Raw genomic sequence first — 17,080 nt, 5'->3', positions numbered from 1 at the left:
ATAAAAAATTGAAAGAAATAAGATTTCCCTTATCTCTTTCAATTTTTTACTACATATACCCTTTTGCTCGGCAATTCTAAACAATTTAGCTGGCCGCCATATACAGCACCGCCATCAATTCCTATAATACGATTGCTCCCAAAATATACGCCACAATTCTCACTACCGTGAAGCGTTTTTGTTTCCGTATGACCAAATACAACAACCTTTTCACCACTATACCCACTATGAAACTCATTACGAATCCACATTAACGTATATGGTTCACATTCAGAAACTCGTTTCAATGGCTCAACACCAGCATGTACAAATATATACTTTTCTGTTTCAATGTAATGATCTAATTCCTGAATAAACTTTACATGTTCATCTAATACACGAGATTGTAAAATCTTTTTTTGGAAATTCTCCTCATTAACCACAATATCTTCTTCTACAAATCCATAGCTGTATAACGTCTTGTCTCCACCATTCCTTTTTACCCAATGGTTCCATGAACGTTCCTCATCAGTCGTTAACGCCTTAATCATCATATCTTCATGATTGCCCTTTAGAACGAAGGCTCCATCTTCTTTTAACTCTTTTACTTTTTCAATTACTGCACGCGCATTTGGACCACGATCCACATAATCTCCCAGTAAAATTAATTGATCCTGTTTTGCATCGTATTGAGCTTCTTCCAGTAACTGTTCGAACTTTTCTATTTCTCCATGAATATCACTAATAACAAGAATTCTTTTCATATTATCACCCCTCTTTCTAATTATAGTTCAAAACGACAGAAACTTCAGAATTGTAATTTAAAACCGTATTTATTACAGATACAACGATTATCCTTACAACAATGTAAGTCTCTTGTCATCCAATTCGATAGTTGCGATTGCTATATTTCCTTATACTAAAAGTAAGAAATGAAACAAAAAACAAGGAGAGATGAGATATGAAAAAAGTGATGGAAGTTATGGTAGCCGTGGCAGAGGTTTTCGTAAATGGCAAACAAGTTGCAATGGAGTTAAACAAATAATGAAAAGGACAAGATTCATTCTAGACCCTTTACTCATATAAAAGGGATAAGACTTCTTCATTTTTTTGATCCCTTATCTCCTAAAAAAAGCCGTATCCTTTTTCGGATACGGCTTTCTCTTATTTTTGACTCGTACGAGCTGAAATACTAATTGCTCTATCTGTAGCTTTTGCAGCTTCATCTAACGCTTCTTTACTATTCTTTCCGTCATACATTGCTTCTAATGCTTTTACAACTGCATCTCGTGATTCTGGGAATACACTAATTAAAGCACCTTGTGTTGCTGGAGATTGTTTCGTCGCTTGCAATTGATCTACTGTTACTTTTAACTGTGGATATTTTTCATATTGCTCTTTTACTAATGGTTCATTATATGCATCTGGATTAATAGAGAAGTAGCCTGTTGCAGTATGCCATTTTGCTTGTACGTCTGGCTTCGTTAAATATTTCATAAAGTCCCAAGCACCTTGTTGTGTTTCTTCTGAAACCATATTCGTCATCCATAATGATGCTCCACCAATAATAACACCATTTTGTTTTGAATCTTCTGGGTATGGAATATATGAAACGCCTACATTAAACTTAGATGCATCAATTAAATCACGAACACCTGCTGAAGAATCTAAATACATAGCAACTTGTCCAGACTGGAACGCCGCACGAATATCATCCCAACTTGCTCCATACTTTCCTAGTGCACCAGCTTTATTTAACTCATCTAGCATCCCAAATACTTTCTGTCCTTCTTTACCGTTAAATACAGCTTTCTTTGCAGCTTCTTTACGACCATTTTCATTATCTACATATAAAGCGCCTTGTGTCGCTAACAATTCTTCAAAGAACCAACCGTAGTTAAGCATGGAGAATCCATATTGTTTTACATTTCCGCCTTCTTTAATCGTTAACTTTTTCGCTGCTTCTTGTAATTCCGCATATGTTTTTGGAGCTTTCTCTGGATCTAAGCCCGCCTTTGCGAAAGCATCTTTATTATAAATTAATACTGGTGTAGATGAATTAAATGGCATAGAATACATTTTTCCATCAACTGAATAATAATTTGTAATTGCTTTTTCCAACTTTGAAGTATCGTACTTATCTTTTTTTATCCAACTATCAATTGGCGTAATCTTTTTACTATCAATCATATATTTTGTTGTAATTTCACTCGACTGAACAAGAGCTGGCGCTTCTTTCGTAGCAGACATCGTTCTAAATTTCGTTAAAGACTCTTCATATGTCCCTTGGAACTCCGCCTTTATCTCGTATTTATTTTGCGACTTATTATAGTCTGCAACAAGCCCATCTAGCACGCCTTGTGTTTTTCCACCCATCGCATGCCAAAAACGAATTACAGTTTTATCACCATTTTTTTCAACTGGTGCTACTTTTGCCTGCGCTTCCGGTTTTCCTTCTGTTTTACTATTTGAACAAGCTGCACTAGATAATGCCATTGTTGCTATCATTAATAGAGCAGCACCTTTTTTAACTAGACTCATTTTAATCTCACCTTCTCTTAGTTATTTAATTGCACCTTTTGTTAATCCTTGTTGTAATTGCTTTTGCCCTAAAAATAGTAGAATCAATGTCGGAATTACGATAACCGTAACACCGGCCATTACGCTTCCCCAATCAGTTGCAACTTCTTGAGACTGAAGCTGCTTCACACCAATTTGGACTGTTCTTACCTTTTCATCAGTGGTCACTAAAAGTGGCCATAAGTACATATTCCATGTTGTTAAAAAACTATATACTCCAAGCGTAATAAAACTCGTTTTACAATACGGAATTACAACGCTAAATAAAAACTTTACATTTCCAATCCCTTCAATAAAAGCAGCTTCTTTCAGTTCATTCGGAAGCGTCATAAAGTGTTGACGTAGTAAGAAAATACCGAAAGCTGTTGCAAAAAACGGCACTGTCATTCCAGCGAAGCTATTGATCCAACCAAAGTTTTGAATCGTTAAAAAGTTAGGTACCATCGTCGCTTCCCACGGAATAAGCATCGTTGAAATAAACAGGAAGAAAATAAGATTTCTTCCTTTAAACTGAAGAAAGACGAAAGCATACGCTGCTAAGCTTGATACGATAAGTTGTCCAATCATAACAACTGTCGATACAACTAAACTGTTATATAAGTATGTAAAAAGCGGTACTTTTTGAAAAATATTAATAAAATTATCAAAAGTAAATTGAGTCGGAAATAACCTTCTCATTTGAATATCGTCTGGTGTCATAAAGCTTATTAAAAATGCATAGAGTACAGGAAAAAACACCATTACTGCACTAATAATGAGCAGCATGTATAATAGGAAATTTTGTTTCCACTGTTTAACGATCATTTATAATGCACCTTTCTCTCAGCAAACTTGAATTGAAGTAATGTAGCAATGAAAATGAAAATAAATAATACCATCGCTTGTGCACTTGCTGTTCCAAATTGATGATTCACAAATGCCTCTTTATAAATCGAATATACAATTAAATTCGTTGCATCATTTGGTCCACCATGCGTTAAAATATCAATTTGTCCGAAGCTTTGGAACGCACTAATTAACGTTACTGTCACGATAAAGAATAAAGTTGGTGATAGCATCGGTAATGTAACACGACGAAGCTTATATAAATAGCTAGCACCATCTATAGATGCACTTTCATATAAAGACGTATCAATGTTTTGTAAACCACCTAATATAACTAAAAATGCAAATCCTGTATTCACCCAAACCGTTGTAACTGATACAGAGAACAATGCCCAATCTGGACTCGTTAACCATGCGATTGCAGGTAGATTCATAGAGGCTAATATATTATTAAATAATCCGACACTTGGATGAAATAAAAATAGCCAAATCACCGCACTAGCAGCTACTGATATTCCCATAGTGGAAGAAAATAACACACGGAATACCCCAATACCTCTTACTTTTCCATTTGCAATCAATGCAAGAAATAAAGCGAGTATAATACTCGTAGGCACTGTATATACAACAAATAATAAAGTTGACTTTATGCTTTTGTAGAAAGCAGGATCAGAAAATAAGTATTGATAATTTTCTAATCCAACGAAAAGATTAGCTTCTCCGTGTATATCTGTTAAATAAAAGCTATAGTAAATCGTCCTAAATAATGGATAAAAAAGAAAAATCGAGAACAATAAAATAGATGGCGCTAAAAATAATAATCCTATTCTTAAATCTTTCGTTCTGCTCCATAAATTCTTCTTTTTTACCACCTTTGCTTGGGCTGGTAACTTGCCTACTTCAATCATTATTTCGCCACCACTTTCAACTCTTCTTCAGCTACCACTTTTAATCGTTCATTCGTATTTTGATGAAAGAAGCATAACTTATCTTGTGAGAATAATAATTTTACTTTGTCACCTTTGTTCAGGAGTAGCTGTCCAATGACTTTTGCACTCCAAGTTGTTCCATTTATTGCGAAGTTTAATATAGATTCGTTGCCTAATACTTCTACAGATTGTAGCGTAACTTCTTGTCCTTCCTCAGACAGGGCAATATGCTCAGGACGCATGCCTATGCGAATTATTCCTTCTGGTAATTGCTTTAACTGTCCAATAGATAACGGAATTTGCAATTGCCCTATATGTAATACACCTTTTCCTTTGTCTACTTCTCCATCATTTATATTCATCGAAGGAGACCCTATAAAACTTGCAACAAATTCATTTGCTGGTTCGTTATAGATGTCAAGCGGTGTTCCAACTTGCTGTATACTTCCTTTATTTAAAACCATGATACGGTCCCCCATAGTCATCGCCTCTATTTGATCATGAGTAACGTAAATCATTGTAATTCCTAAACGCTGCTGAATTTCTCTAATTTCAATTCTCATTTGCGCACGTAATTTCGCGTCTAAATTCGAAAGTGGTTCATCCATTAAACAAATCGGTGCTTGGCTCACGATTGCTCTAGCAAGCGCAACACGCTGTCTTTGTCCACCTGATAATTGACCTGGTTTCATTTTCACATACTCTTTCAGCCCTACCATTTCAATAGCTTCCATTAATCTCTTTTGCCGCTCTTCTTTTTGTACTTTCCTTACCTTAAGTCCAAATAAAATATTTTCTTCTACAGATAAGTGTGGGTATAGTGCGTAATTTTGAAATACCATTGATAGATTACGATCTTTCGGCTCTAAATCATTTGCAACACGTTCATTAATAATTAAATCCCCCGAAGAAATTTCTTCTAGGCCAGCGATCATTCGTAATAATGTGCTTTTCCCACATCCTGAAGGCCCAACTAAAACAAAAAACTCGCCCTTCTTAATGTGAACCGATACACCCTTAACCGCTGTCTCTTCTGCATTTTTATATACCTTTGAAACATTTTTCAATTCAATCACAAGATTGCACTCCTTTTTTCTTCTTGTATCCATACTTCATAGTGACTCGTCGAAATCGCACTCGCTCCTGCACGAATGGCAACTTCTGCATCTTCTCGCGTTTGAATCAATCCGCCTGCAATGATAGGAAATTCTATTTCCTCTGCTAACTGCTTAATAATGGAAGGCATAATACCAGGCATAATCTCTACTGCATTCGGTTTAGTCGTTTTACAATTTTCAATTGATTTTGTAAGAGATAAAGTATCGACAATAAAAATACGTTGGATCGTTTTTAATCCAATTTTATTGGCATTTCGAATTGTCGATCCTTTTGTTGAAATAATGCCTTGTGCTCCGATAACGTCTTGAATATACAAAAGTGCTTCCTCTGTATTCGTATTTAAACCTTGTATAAAATCACAATGAAGAAAGACATCATGTCCATGTTTCTGTAATTCATATACACGCTCTGGTAATTCCAGCATTGAACCCGTCATAAGAAAAACTGTTTTCGGTAATTTTTTGTATGTGTTGTATCCTTTCCAATCCTTTATCATCGCAATATAAGGTTCTTTAAACATATATTCCACCTAACTTTTCTGTTTTTATCCAAACTAAAAACACCTACTTACATAGAACACCTTTCTCCTTATTTGAACTCTAGGGAATAGAGCAGACCTAAGAAAGTGGCACGTTATATGTAAGCGGGTGTTCTCAAATGTTCTCTACCCTAGTTATTTTGTTACCTTTACTATATTACGTATTTATTAAGTCAGTTTTGATAAATTGTTAATTAGGTGTTAATCGAATGTTAATATTCACCATATTTTTAACAATAATCTAAATATATGGATGAATCCCAACCGCAAACAACTATTTTTAAAATTTAAGTGATATGCAAATTCATTCCATAATTAATTAGTTTTAGTTTTTTTGCAACTGCTTGTGAAGCAAAGTTATCCCAAGAAGTACTATAAAGTGGAATGCGGTTTTCTTCTTGTATTGATATCGCCCAGGCTGTAACAACATCAGTACCATATCCATTCCCTTGAAACTCCGCTAAAGTTTCCACACTCGCCTCAGCAGCTACAGGTGTACTCCTAGCACTGCAACATATAGAAACTACCTTTTCATTTTTTACAATTGCAAAGTAAGGTTGCCTCCACTCCATCTGTTCTATTAGATTAGGAAAATTTCCTCGCAAAAGCTCTTTATTCTTCTCTGTTATCTGTATTGTTCTAGTTGGCTTATGTAAATTATTAGAGAACATAAAAGCAGGGCCCATCCAAATATTTTTTACTGTTCTTTCTTCATTTAATACATGGATAATCTGTGCTATCTCTATATGATTTGAAGGTTCTCGAATTAATTTCTCAATGTTACCTACCGTTTCATCATCCAAATCACAATGATATCTCGTTATACTCCCTTCACGAGTTCTGCCAAGAAAAAAGCGTGGTGCTTTCGGATTTCCTTGTTCATTTACATATTTCATTTTCCCTACTTGATTATGAACAAATAAAACCTCTACTTGAATTGCTATTAAATCAAGTTCTGAGAGCCTCATTTATATCCTCCTTAGTTACTTCATATACCATTTACAATCTATTTTTCATGCTCAAAATAAAAATCCCATTTACATACACATTACTGAATCCATCATGCTAACTGATTTCTTCATTCTGTCTATCTAAATGGGATTATTTTTCGTTTTTTATTCTACTGGTTGTTGTGGCTGTACTACTTCATTCGCTCCAGCTGCCCTCAACATATTTGCAATATCTTTAAAACCTCTTTTTTCAGCATATTGCAGTGGCGTAATATTTTCCTTATTGGCCATATTTACATCTGCCCCGTGGTCAATAAGCATTTGAATTACTTTCTTATGGTTTTCACTACCATTTCCTAATACGATTGCTTCTACTAAAGCTGTTCCACCACGAGCATTTTTATAATTCACATCAATATCTGTATGCTCTAACAATTCTTTTACGACCTCTACATGGCCACGCTCAGATGCAGAAATAAGTGCTGTTCCACCTGACTTAGTCGTTTCTTTCGTATTAACTCCTGCATTAATTAATACTTTTACAATATCCGTATAGCCTTCTCTACTTGCATAAAGAAGTGGATTGCTTTGTTTCTCATCTTTAATTTCAATATTAGCCCCTGCACCAATTAATGCTTTCACTGTCTCTACATGATTTTGGTACGTTGCTGCAAGGACAGGTGTTTCTCCGTTGTCACCTTCTACATTTATATTCGCTCCATCTTGGATCAACTTCATAGCTGTTTCTGTGTCTCCAAGAGTTGCAGAAAGTAGCAACTGTTTGTCCATTAAATTTATACTTTTTTCTTCTTTAGATTCTTCCTGTTCTTTATGCTTCTCTTTTTTCTTTTCGTTTTTCACATGAACCGGTTTCGATTCTGGCTCTTCTTGCTTATCGCAAGCCACTACCGTCATTAAAAGTCCTAATAACATACATAATAAAATTTTTTGTTTTCTCACAACTACAGCTCCTATGAAAGATAATGTTTTCTTAACCATTCCTCCATCACATACAATAACTCTTCTTGAGTACATTTATCCATAAGCCCTTTATATTCCTTCTTTAATCGGATTATCTAAACTTATATTAGCGAAGCAATTAGTTTAGCACGATTTTACCGCATTTGTATACATTTCTAAAAAGTACATAAAGTGAAACTTTAATCAGTGGGGGTTTTCTTCATCCCCCACTGATTATTAGTTGAACCAATCGGGCTTTTATGGGCAGCCCGACCCCCACCTAACTTCTTTGCTTTCGCTGCATTTTGAGGTGGGGTCTTACTGCCCATTAAAGCGGGATAAATGATTGCTTTAGGTTACTATATTCCATTGTAACCGTTCTTCTAAAAATTTTACACCTTTTCTATATTTGCACATCATTAATACTAGAAAAAGACAACTATATAGTTGTCTTTTTCTAGTATTAATGATGTGCACCGTGATTTCCCTTTTTCGGGTTCCCCATCATTTCTTTATTCATTTCCCATTTATGCTCTGCTAGCTCTTTATACGAAAGAATTTTCCCCTTATAGTTAGATACAAAGCTCTCTGCATCTTTTTTGTTTTTAAATGAAATGACATTATAAGCCATTGGTGTTGTAATTGTTTTATCATATACATAAGTAGCGTCTTCTAACGAAACCCAATCTTTCGAATCATAATCTCGAACAAATTTTTCTTTCGTCTTTTCACCTGGATTAATCTCCATCCATTTATACATACAACCGATATCATCAAACTTTAATGCTTTTCCATTTTCTAAAATGATTTCTGTTGCAAATTGATTATCCATTACCCCAATTTGGCAAATATCACACTTATCATGTTTCTCATCAATTGCCACAGCCTCTGCTTGTTTCTTACCACATCCTACAATTGTAAAGACAAAGAATAAGCATATAGCAAGCATCACATACTTTGTTCTCATTATATTTCCTCCCTAACCGTATCTTCTACAAGGAGCATATCAAAAACTTGTGTGCGATTTGTGAAAAAACGATGTGTCTTTTGTAATATATGGAACAAAAAAGATGTGTAGTCCTCTCTACACACCTCTCATCATTCACAACCTGTAATTAATAAATCATCTTCCAACCTAACTAATAATGTACCTGTATGAATTTGCTGCCCAACAACTACATTTACTAATCTTATATTTCCACTGATGCCGACTGCAACCTTTTCAAGTTCACCGTTATTTTTTCGGATCATCATTAATTTTTCCCACTCATATACGTAAGAAGATTCATTAACAAAAATCTCTTCTACTTTTCCTTCATAAGAACTACAAATCTCTTCCATTCTTGTTTTCATATAAAATCTACTCCCTATTTCACACTTCAATATTTTCATCTTATTCTACCATTCTTATGGAGAGCAGCTTATTTTTAAAAAATTCAAATTAACTACCGTGAACAAAATGACCAAAATAAAAATTATGCTTCTAATGATGTTATTTTTCAAATTATTTACCATTCAAATAGATACTTTTATGATAAACAAAAAACCTTTTTCTGAATTTTTATTTTATTTTGAAAGCGTAATCATTTTGAGGGGGAGATTACATGTTAGCACTACTTGGATTTGCGATGGTATTTGTCTTTATGTTTTTAATTATGACGAAACGTATGTCAGCACTAGTAGCATTAATATTAATTCCAATTACGTTCGCATTAATTGGAGGCTTTTATGCAAACATGGGACCTATGATGTTAGAAGGAATTCAAAAACTAGCACCTACTGGTATTATGCTTATGTTTGCCATTTTATATTTTGGAATTATGATTGATAGCGGTTTATTCGATCCTGTCATTAGTAGGATTTTGAAATTTGTGAAAGGAGATCCTTTAAAAATTGTTGTTGGCACAGCAATTCTTACAATTATCGTTTCATTAGATGGGGATGGAACGACAACGTATATGATTACTGTTTCCGCAATGTACCCACTATATAAACGCCTTGGAATGAATCCACTTATATTAGCTGGGGTTGTTATGTTAGGTGCAGGCGTGACAAATCTTACACCGTGGGGTGGACCGACAGCTCGTGTTATGAGTGCACTTGGACTAGACGCATCAGAGCTCTTTACACCACTTATACCAGGAATGATTGCTGGTGCACTTTGGGTAGTTTTCGTTGCTTACTATCTTGGAAAAAAAGAAAGAAAGCGTTTAGGAATTATGGATGTACAATATTTAAAACAAATGCAAACGATGGATGAGCAAGCTGCAACAGTAGAAGCTGCTGTTCATAAGCGCCCTAAACTTCTATGGATTAACTTTTTATTAACTGCTACCTTACTTGTCTGTCTCATACTAGAAGTTATGCCGTTACCTGTTTTATTTACAATCGCTTTCGCTATTGCTGTTATGATTAACTATCCGAACTTAGAGCAACAGAAAGAGCGTATTGCTTCTCACGCAGGAAACGTATTAGCGGTTGTTTCTCTCGTATTTGCCGCTGGGATTTTCACTGGGATTTTATCAGGAACAAAAATGGTAGATGCAATGGCTAAAAGTGTAGTAACTCTTATACCAGACGCTCTTGGACCACAACTACCAATTATTACAGCTCTTCTTAGTATGCCATTCACATTTTTCATGTCCAATGATGCATTTTATTTCGGTGTACTACCTATTTTAACGAAAGCTGCTGCCACTTACGGAATTAGTGCAGCTGAAATGGGACGCGCTTCCTTACTCGGGCAACCTGTTCACTTATTAAGCCCTCTTGTTGCATCCACTTATTTATTAGTCGGAATGGCTAAAGTTGATTTTGGTGAACATCAACGCTTCACTTTATTGTGGGCAGTTGGAACGACAATGGTCATGTTGATTACTGGAATTGTAATTGGGATTATTCCGATATAAAATAAAAAACAGTAGCGGACATATATCCGCTACTGTTTTTTATTATGAAGAAACAAGAAAATATCTTCTCTCTGGTCTCCCCACACTTCCATATATAAGCTCTGCATGAACTTTTTTCCCAGATATTAAATACTCTAAATAGCGCCTTGCTGTTGACCTACTTACTCCGACCATTGAGCTTAGCACTTCCGCAGTAATACCTTCTTCCTTTACTGTTAACATATGCTTTTTTATTTTTGCTAAAGTTAAGGGGTCTATACCTTTCGGCGCATATTCTATTTCATTTCCCTTTACACCCCTTTGAGACCATAAATGTTCAATTTGTTCTATAGATAACTGATTATTTTTCTTTAACTGTACCAGCTTTTTTTTATAATTTTCCAAACTTGTCTTAAATCGATCAAACATAAGTGGTTTTACGATATAATCTGTTACTCCGCCTCGCAGGGCGTGCCTCACTACATCTGTTTCCGATGCAGCTGTAATCATAATAATATCTGTATCATGTAAATTATGCCTAATATATGTGACAAGTTCGGTTCCTTGCATATCAGGTAAGTACACGTCTAATAAAACAAGCTGTGGCTTCACAAGATCTAACCATTCTTTCGCTTGTTCCCCAGTCGTCGCTGTTCCAATTACTTTAAATCCCTCAATCTTTCCAGTAAAACGCCGATGAATATCTGCAATTCGAATATCATCTTCTACAATCAATACTTCAATCTCCTCACCCATTACAACTCGCCTCTCTCTTTCGGTAATGCAATAATAAACAATGCACCACCTAAATCCCCTTTTTCGATTGCGATACTTCCATTTAAATCTTCTACTAACTCTTTCACTTTTGCTAATCCATACCCTCGCTTCTCGCCTTCTTTCGTCGAGAAGCCTTTATAGAATATGCTAGTAATGACCTCATCATGAATCCCTTGTCCTGAGTCTTCCACTTCAATTACTATTTCTTCTCCGATATCAGTTACAAACATTCTTACTTTCTTATTATGTTCTTCATTTCTTTCAATCGCTTCAAATGCATTCGTAATTAAATTTCCTAAAATAGAAACGACATAATTACTCTCAATATGCGGGCTTAATTTGTCTAAGCTACTCTCTCTGTCTAGCATAAAATCAATCTTCAACTCTCTTGCTCTATTATAGAATCCAATTAAAATCCCACCTAACCATGGATTTTGAATTCGCTTCATAATAAATTGAACAAAATCTTGATAGACCGCCGTTTCCTTATGAATAAGCTCTAAAGCATCTTCATATGATTCTAACTGGATAAGTCCTGAGAGCGTATACAATAAGTTATTATATTCATGCGTTTGCGCTCGTAATGCCTCTGTATATTGCTTCGTCTGAGATAATTCTGCTGTTAACTGATCCATTTCAGATTTCAAACGTAAGCTCGATACAACACCAGTTACTTTATTCTTTACTTTAATAGGTAGACGATTCGCAATAACAGCCTGCCCTTTTATATTTAATTGACGATCAAACTGTTCTTCCCCAGTTTGAAGTACATCTAGTATCGTTGAATTAGGAATTACATCTAAAATGAATTCTCCAATAATATTTCGTTGTTCATCTAATGAAAGAATGTCATAAGCTGCTTGATTGACTAATCTAATCATCCCATTTTGATCAATAACAATAATCCCTTCACGTACAGATTGAATCACTGTACTATGCTCTTCATATAAAGATGAAATTTCTTCTGGCTCCATACCAAACATCATTCTTTTTATACTGCCTGCTAAATATATAGAACCAATTATCCCAATTAAAAGACCTGCTATTGTAATCCAAAATACACGCTTTCCATACACTTCTACTGCACCATGAATATCGTCCATTGAAAATCCAACAGACACCACGCCAATAATTTCATTTTCCTGATTACGGATTGGAACTTTTCCGCGTAATGAAGGGCCTAATGATCCAGTTGCTCTCGAAACATAAGATTTCCCTTCTAATAGAACCCCTTCGTTATCTCCACCAACCATTGCTTCTCCTATTTTATCTCGCTTAGGGTGTGCATATCGAATCCCCTCTTTATTTCCAACTACAATAAAATCAGCATCTGTATCAATTCGAATTTTTTCTGCAATCGGCTGAATGATAGAAGCTGGATTTTCTTTTTGAAAAGCTTCCTTTATTTCTGGTATAGCAGCAACTGTTTTCGCAACATGCAAAGCCCGTTTCCCAATTTGTTCTTCTACCGTTTCAGATAATATGTAATAAAATAAATAACTCGTTAACAGAAGTACAACTAAAATTAGTGTACTAATAGTTAATGTAATTCTCGGTTGTAGTTTTAATTTTTTTAATTTCAAAACCATTCCCCTAACATGATTAAAGATAGAATTTAAAGAATATACAGTCTCTTTAATTATACTTAATCATAACATGGTTACTCTATATTTCTTTTTCTATTCATAAAAAAAGAAACGAAGTAAAATTATTACCTCGTTTCTTAACATTCGTTATTACACTTTAAACTTACCAATCATCTCTTGTAACTCTTCTGCCATTTGTGATAAATGGACTGCTGCTGCATTTATTTCATCTACTGAAGCTAATTGTTCCTCAGATGAACCAGCAATATTTTGAACGCTTGCTGCATTTTCTTCAATCGTAGCTGCAATTTCATTAATAGATGCACTTACTTGTCTTGCATCTACCGTCATTTGCTTCGCTACATCTACCATGTTATCAATTTGTACAACTGTATCATCCGTAGATTTCAATATTTCAGCAAAGCTTTGCTTCGTTTCATTTGCAACTACAAGTCCTGATTGTACTTCTGTCCCAACTTGCTTCATAGAACTTACCGTTTCTTTTATATCAAATTGGATCTCTTTCACTAGTTTTCCAATTTCCGTAGAAGACTGTCCTGATTGCTCAGCTAATTTTCGTACTTCATCTGCTACAATTGCAAATCCTCTTCCTTGCTCACCAGCTCTCGCAGCCTCAATTGCCGCATTTAACGCTAACAAATTTGTCTGCTCTGCAATATGTTGAATCACCTCAAGAATTGCTCCAATTTGTTTTGATTTATCATCTAACAAAACAATAACTTTATCTGATTGTGAAACAGACTCATGGATTAATTGCATTTGATTCACAGTTTTTTCAACTAACTTTCCACCATCTTCAGCCTTTTTCTTCGTATACATAGATGCTGTGGATACTAATGAAGAACTATCTGCAACACGCTGAATTCCTTCTGTAACTTCCTCTAATAATGTTGCGCCTTCTTCAACTTCTTTCGTTTGTATTTCAGCCCCGCTCGACACTTGCTCTATTGCTTGTGTAATTTGTTCCGTTGCTTCACTTGTCTGCTTCATACTAGCTGTTAATTCTTCTGAAGATGCCGCTACATGACTTGCTGAAGTGTTTATATTGGAAATGACATTCTGTAATGATGCTGCCATCTCATTAAAGCTTTCTCCTAGCTGTCCAATTTCATCTTTAGTATGAACTGTAATGGATTCTGTTAAATCGCCTTCACTAATCTTTTTCGATGATATAACAAGTTGTTTTAACGGACTAATAATAGAGGCAATTATGAAGTAAATTAAAATCCCACCAATTATTAATGAAATACCAATAACAGTTAGCGTTTTATAGAAAATAGGATTAGCTGCTTCAATAATTTCTTTTGAAGGCATAATTCCTGCTATTTTCCATCCAGTCTGCTTATTTGTTATAAAGGTAATATTGCGATCATCACCCTCAAGTTTGAATTTAAACTCACCTGTTTCCTGTTTGTACAATTCCTTCTCAAGTTTTTCTTCTATTTTGTCACCTGGCTTCATCGTCGGATGTGCTATTACATGTTTAGATTGGTCGAAGATTGCTACATATCCTTTTTTGCCGATGTTGACCATTTTTGAAGTATTTACAATGTCATTAATAATTAAATCAATACCGAGAACACCGCTCTTATCCTCATTTTGTTTTGCTATTGTAATAACAATATTCCCTGTTGTACTTGACTTATATGGGGCTGTGATAACCACTTCTCCGCTTTTTTTCGCTGCTTCTTTATACCAATCTCTTTCGGTAGGATTGTATCCATCTGGCATTTGAATAGACGGTGATTGAATAAATTGTCCCATACTAGATCCCGTATAAATTGCTTCTATTTCTGGATGTAATTTATTATATTCTTCTAATTTATTTTGCACATTTTGGAGCTGATCAGTCCCGTAACTTACTCCGTTAAATAACTTTGTAAAATATACTGCGTCTACCTTTTTACTGTCTATCTCTTTATTAATAACATTATTTAAAATCTTTACGTTATCTTCCGCTGATTGTAAAATTGTTTCATTAAAGTTTGTCTTCGCTTGCTGATAAGACGTCCAACCAATTACAATACTTGGAAGAACTAAAATGATAACAAATGATACAAGTAACTTTGCTTTTAAACTACTTCTCCTTAATTTCCTTTGAAACATATTTCTACCCCTCCATACCGTTTTAAATGTAATTACCTTACATTTAATTTCTTTATATAAATTATACGATTAAAACGTATCAACTCTTTATCTCTTTTTCTATTAAAGAATTAATACATACCTTTTTCATTCTATATAAATTAAATAATTAAAACAATATATAAAAATGTACATTATTCGAAATATTATCATTCACAGAAGAACCTCTAGTATCTCACTTACTAGAGGTTCCACCCACTATACTATTCTTTATCTTTTTCTACTTCTTTTTTCTCATCTTCTACTACAGATACAATAGGTTTATCGTTTGATAATTGTTGAACCGCTCCTTTTCCAGCAAATCCTTCTAATAACTCTTTTAAATCAATGCCAGAAGAAGCTTTTAATGTTTCTTGCATCGTTGCCATTAAATCAGTCGCATAACCTGCAACTTTTCCGGCGCCGCTATTTTTACCACCGCCGCCTGTATCGACAACTGTAATTTTATCAATGTTGCTAAGTGGACTAGCAACTTCCTTCGCATAACTTGGAAGCATCTTAAGAACCATATCCATAATTGCCGCTTGGCCATATAACTCAAATGCCTCTGCAATTTTTTGTTTCGCTTCTGCTTCCGCTAAACCTTTTAATCTGATAACATCGGCTTCTGCTGTACCTTGTGCTTTTTGTACTTCCGCTTTCGCTTGACCTTGCGCTTTCTCAATTTCCGCCTTCGCTAAACCTTCTACACGTACTTCTTCTGCACGTGCTCTCGCTTCTGCTTCAATCTTATATTGATCCGCATCTGCCTTTTTAATTTGTTTTACTTTTTCTGCTTCCGCTGATTGCTCAACAGCATAGCGATCTGCATCTGCTTTTTTCTTTACTTCTGCATCGTATTGCTTTTCACGACGCGCAATCTCTTTTTCTTCTAACTCAATTTGTTTCTCACGCTCAATGATTTTAACGCGCATTTGCTCTTCTGTAACACCTTGTTGCGCTTTCGCTTGTTGTAATTCGTAAGAAAGATCGGCGTCTGCACGAGCTTGTTCTTGCTCTCTCTTATAAGATTGTACTTTTAATTCTTTATGTTTTTCAGCTTCAGCGATTTGTGCATCACGTTGGTATTCAGCTTCTTTCGCTTCCTTCTCAGCACGAGCTTTTTCAATACGAGCTTCTTTTTCACGCTCTGCGTTTGCAATTGTTGCATCACGCTTAACCGTCGCAATTTGCGGCTGACCAAGTGCATCTAAGTAACCGTTCTTATCCATGATTTCTTTAATGGTAAAGGAAACGATGCGAAGACCCATTTTCTTTAAATCTGTAGACGCTACTTCATGCACCTTTTGAGCAAATTGCTCTCTATTACTATACGCATCTTCTACTGTCATAGAGGATAAAATCGCACGTAAATGACCTTCTAAAACCTCTTTTGCTTCTACTTTTAACTCTTCTGTTTCTTTTCCTAAATATTGCTCAGCTGCTGTCGATACTTCTTCAATTGTAGAACCTACTTTAATAATAGAAACACCATTTACTGTAACTGGAACACCTTGCTTCGTATACGTATCGCGTGTACCCACTTCTAATTTGTAATTTAGTAAGCTTAAAGGTTCTGCTCTTTGCATAATTGGAACTACGAATGTACCGCCACCGCGAATAATCTTAATCTTCTTTCCATCATCAGTGGTAACTACATTTTTCCCACCACCAAGCCAATTCCCTGTAACAATTAACGCTTCATCTGGTCCAACTGTTCGATACTTCGTAATGAATACTAAAATGAGTAAAATTAAAATTGCGAGTAAAACTCCACCAATAATTAATGGAATCGTCATGGAAA

15 protein-coding genes and 1 pseudogene are annotated in these 17,080 nt (G+C 35.1%); 1 reads left to right on the top strand and 15 read right to left on the bottom strand.

Annotation, left to right across the window (positions count from 1 at the left end; genetic code table 11):
* Positions 1 to 38: 38 nt before the first annotated feature.
* The 10 genes from RTP99_RS19245 to RTP99_RS19200 form a co-directional block, all read right to left on the bottom strand.
* Positions 39 to 743: a metallophosphoesterase family protein gene (locus tag RTP99_RS19245; protein ID WP_000821960.1), complete on the bottom strand. Its 705-nt coding sequence runs from the start codon at positions 741 to 743 to the stop codon at positions 39 to 41.
* A 400-nt stretch (positions 744 to 1,143) separates the two neighbouring features.
* Positions 1,144 to 2,520 (bottom strand): ABC transporter substrate-binding protein, encoded by a 1,377-nt coding sequence (locus RTP99_RS19240; protein ID WP_000060586.1) that lies wholly within the window; start codon positions 2,518 to 2,520, stop codon positions 1,144 to 1,146.
* A 21-nt stretch (positions 2,521 to 2,541) separates the two neighbouring features.
* A complete protein-coding gene (locus tag RTP99_RS19235) occupies positions 2,542 to 3,363 on the bottom strand; it encodes a carbohydrate ABC transporter permease (RefSeq protein ID WP_000635951.1) in 822 nt (273 codons plus the stop codon).
* The gene (locus RTP99_RS19230) at positions 3,360 to 4,292 is read right to left on the bottom strand and encodes a carbohydrate ABC transporter permease (protein ID WP_000573569.1); all 933 of its coding nucleotides are present in this window, start codon (positions 4,290 to 4,292) and stop codon (positions 3,360 to 3,362) included. The genes RTP99_RS19235 and RTP99_RS19230 overlap by 4 nt, the downstream gene beginning before the upstream one ends.
* Positions 4,292 to 5,389 (bottom strand): ABC transporter ATP-binding protein, encoded by a 1,098-nt coding sequence (locus tag RTP99_RS19225; protein WP_000571385.1) that lies wholly within the window; start codon positions 5,387 to 5,389, stop codon positions 4,292 to 4,294. Before RTP99_RS19225 ends, RTP99_RS19230 begins: the two co-directional genes overlap by 1 nt.
* Positions 5,386 to 5,952 carry a glycerol-3-phosphate responsive antiterminator gene (locus tag RTP99_RS19220; protein WP_000472010.1) on the bottom strand — a complete coding sequence of 189 codons (567 nt, stop codon included), beginning with the start codon at positions 5,950 to 5,952 and terminating at the stop codon, positions 5,386 to 5,388. Before RTP99_RS19220 ends, RTP99_RS19225 begins: the two co-directional genes overlap by 4 nt.
* A gap of 305 nt (positions 5,953 to 6,257) precedes the next feature.
* A complete protein-coding gene (locus RTP99_RS19215) occupies positions 6,258 to 6,938 on the bottom strand; it encodes a GNAT family N-acetyltransferase (RefSeq protein ID WP_001239732.1) in 681 nt (226 codons plus the stop codon).
* A gap of 147 nt (positions 6,939 to 7,085) precedes the next feature.
* Entirely contained in the window at positions 7,086 to 7,955 is an 870-nt protein-coding gene (locus tag RTP99_RS19210) for an ankyrin repeat domain-containing protein (RefSeq protein ID WP_000287347.1), read from the bottom strand.
* A gap of 388 nt (positions 7,956 to 8,343) precedes the next feature.
* Positions 8,344 to 8,847 carry a nitrous oxide reductase accessory protein NosL gene (locus RTP99_RS19205; RefSeq protein WP_001259402.1) on the bottom strand — a complete coding sequence of 168 codons (504 nt, stop codon included), beginning with the start codon at positions 8,845 to 8,847 and terminating at the stop codon, positions 8,344 to 8,346.
* A gap of 131 nt (positions 8,848 to 8,978) precedes the next feature.
* Entirely contained in the window at positions 8,979 to 9,233 is a 255-nt protein-coding gene (locus tag RTP99_RS19200; RefSeq protein ID WP_000857646.1) for a biotin/lipoyl-binding protein, read from the bottom strand.
* 251 nt (positions 9,234 to 9,484) lie between these two features.
* Between RTP99_RS19200 and RTP99_RS19195 the strand changes: the two genes are divergently transcribed.
* Positions 9,485 to 10,789 carry a CitMHS family transporter gene (locus tag RTP99_RS19195; protein ID WP_000880457.1) on the top strand — a complete coding sequence of 435 codons (1,305 nt, stop codon included), beginning with the start codon at positions 9,485 to 9,487 and terminating at the stop codon, positions 10,787 to 10,789.
* A gap of 42 nt (positions 10,790 to 10,831) precedes the next feature.
* On the opposite strand, the gene RTP99_RS19190 is transcribed toward RTP99_RS19195, so the two are convergent.
* The 5 genes and pseudogenes from RTP99_RS19190 to RTP99_RS19175 form a co-directional block, all read right to left on the bottom strand.
* Complete coding sequence (locus RTP99_RS19190) at positions 10,832 to 11,524, bottom strand: response regulator (RefSeq protein WP_000503478.1); 693 nt, start codon at positions 11,522 to 11,524, stop codon at positions 10,832 to 10,834.
* Positions 11,524 to 13,134 (bottom strand): ATP-binding protein, encoded by a 1,611-nt coding sequence (locus RTP99_RS19185; RefSeq protein WP_011039983.1) that lies wholly within the window; start codon positions 13,132 to 13,134, stop codon positions 11,524 to 11,526. The genes RTP99_RS19190 and RTP99_RS19185 overlap by 1 nt, the downstream gene beginning before the upstream one ends.
* Before the next feature lie 147 nt (positions 13,135 to 13,281).
* Positions 13,282 to 14,142 carry a methyl-accepting chemotaxis protein gene (locus RTP99_RS27875; RefSeq protein WP_372460108.1) on the bottom strand — a complete coding sequence of 287 codons (861 nt, stop codon included), beginning with the start codon at positions 14,140 to 14,142 and terminating at the stop codon, positions 13,282 to 13,284.
* Positions 14,143 to 14,223: 81 nt separating this feature from the next.
* Positions 14,224 to 15,258, bottom strand: a pseudogene (locus RTP99_RS27870) (HAMP domain-containing protein); the annotation flags it as partial.
* Between the two features lie 242 nt (positions 15,259 to 15,500).
* Entirely contained in the window at positions 15,501 to 17,075 is a 1,575-nt protein-coding gene (locus RTP99_RS19175; RefSeq protein WP_000155012.1) for a flotillin lipid rafts scaffold protein FloT, read from the bottom strand.
* Between the last annotated feature and the right edge of the window lie 5 nt (positions 17,076 to 17,080).

The organism is Bacillus sp. (in: firmicutes) (assembly GCF_031983925.1).
Classification (GTDB): domain Bacteria; phylum Bacillota; class Bacilli; order Bacillales; family Bacillaceae_G; genus Bacillus_A; species Bacillus_A pacificus.
Note: the sequence above shows the minus strand (reverse complement) of the source record. Positions and strands in the feature narration are given on the sequence as shown.

What these genes read in the sequence shown, in the direction of transcription:
- RTP99_RS19245 (WP_000821960.1), bottom strand. Translation starts at nt 743, where the DNA reads ATGAAAAGAATTCTTGTTATTAGTGATATTCATGGAGAAATAGAAAAG.
- RTP99_RS19240 (WP_000060586.1), bottom strand. Translation starts at nt 2,520, where the DNA reads ATGAGTCTAGTTAAAAAAGGTGCTGCTCTATTAATGATAGCAACAATG.
- RTP99_RS19235 (WP_000635951.1), bottom strand. Translation starts at nt 3,363, where the DNA reads ATGATCGTTAAACAGTGGAAACAAAATTTCCTATTATACATGCTGCTC.
- RTP99_RS19230 (WP_000573569.1), bottom strand. Translation starts at nt 4,292, where the DNA reads ATGATTGAAGTAGGCAAGTTACCAGCCCAAGCAAAGGTGGTAAAAAAG.
- RTP99_RS19220 (WP_000472010.1), bottom strand. Translation starts at nt 5,952, where the DNA reads ATGTTTAAAGAACCTTATATTGCGATGATAAAGGATTGGAAAGGATAC.
- RTP99_RS19215 (WP_001239732.1), bottom strand. Translation starts at nt 6,938, where the DNA reads ATGAGGCTCTCAGAACTTGATTTAATAGCAATTCAAGTAGAGGTTTTA.
- RTP99_RS19210 (WP_000287347.1), bottom strand. Translation starts at nt 7,955, where the DNA reads ATGTACTCAAGAAGAGTTATTGTATGTGATGGAGGAATGGTTAAGAAA.
- RTP99_RS19205 (WP_001259402.1), bottom strand. Translation starts at nt 8,847, where the DNA reads ATGAGAACAAAGTATGTGATGCTTGCTATATGCTTATTCTTTGTCTTT.
- RTP99_RS19200 (WP_000857646.1), bottom strand. Translation starts at nt 9,233, where the DNA reads ATGAAAACAAGAATGGAAGAGATTTGTAGTTCTTATGAAGGAAAAGTA.
- RTP99_RS19195 (WP_000880457.1), top strand. Translation starts at nt 9,485, where the DNA reads ATGTTAGCACTACTTGGATTTGCGATGGTATTTGTCTTTATGTTTTTA.
- RTP99_RS19190 (WP_000503478.1), bottom strand. Translation starts at nt 11,524, where the DNA reads ATGGGTGAGGAGATTGAAGTATTGATTGTAGAAGATGATATTCGAATT.
- RTP99_RS19185 (WP_011039983.1), bottom strand. Translation starts at nt 13,134, where the DNA reads ATGGTTTTGAAATTAAAAAAATTAAAACTACAACCGAGAATTACATTA.
- RTP99_RS27875 (WP_372460108.1), bottom strand. Translation starts at nt 14,142, where the DNA reads ATGAAGCAGACAAGTGAAGCAACGGAACAAATTACACAAGCAATAGAG.
- RTP99_RS19175 (WP_000155012.1), bottom strand. Translation starts at nt 17,075, where the DNA reads ATGACGATTCCATTAATTATTGGTGGAGTTTTACTCGCAATTTTAATT.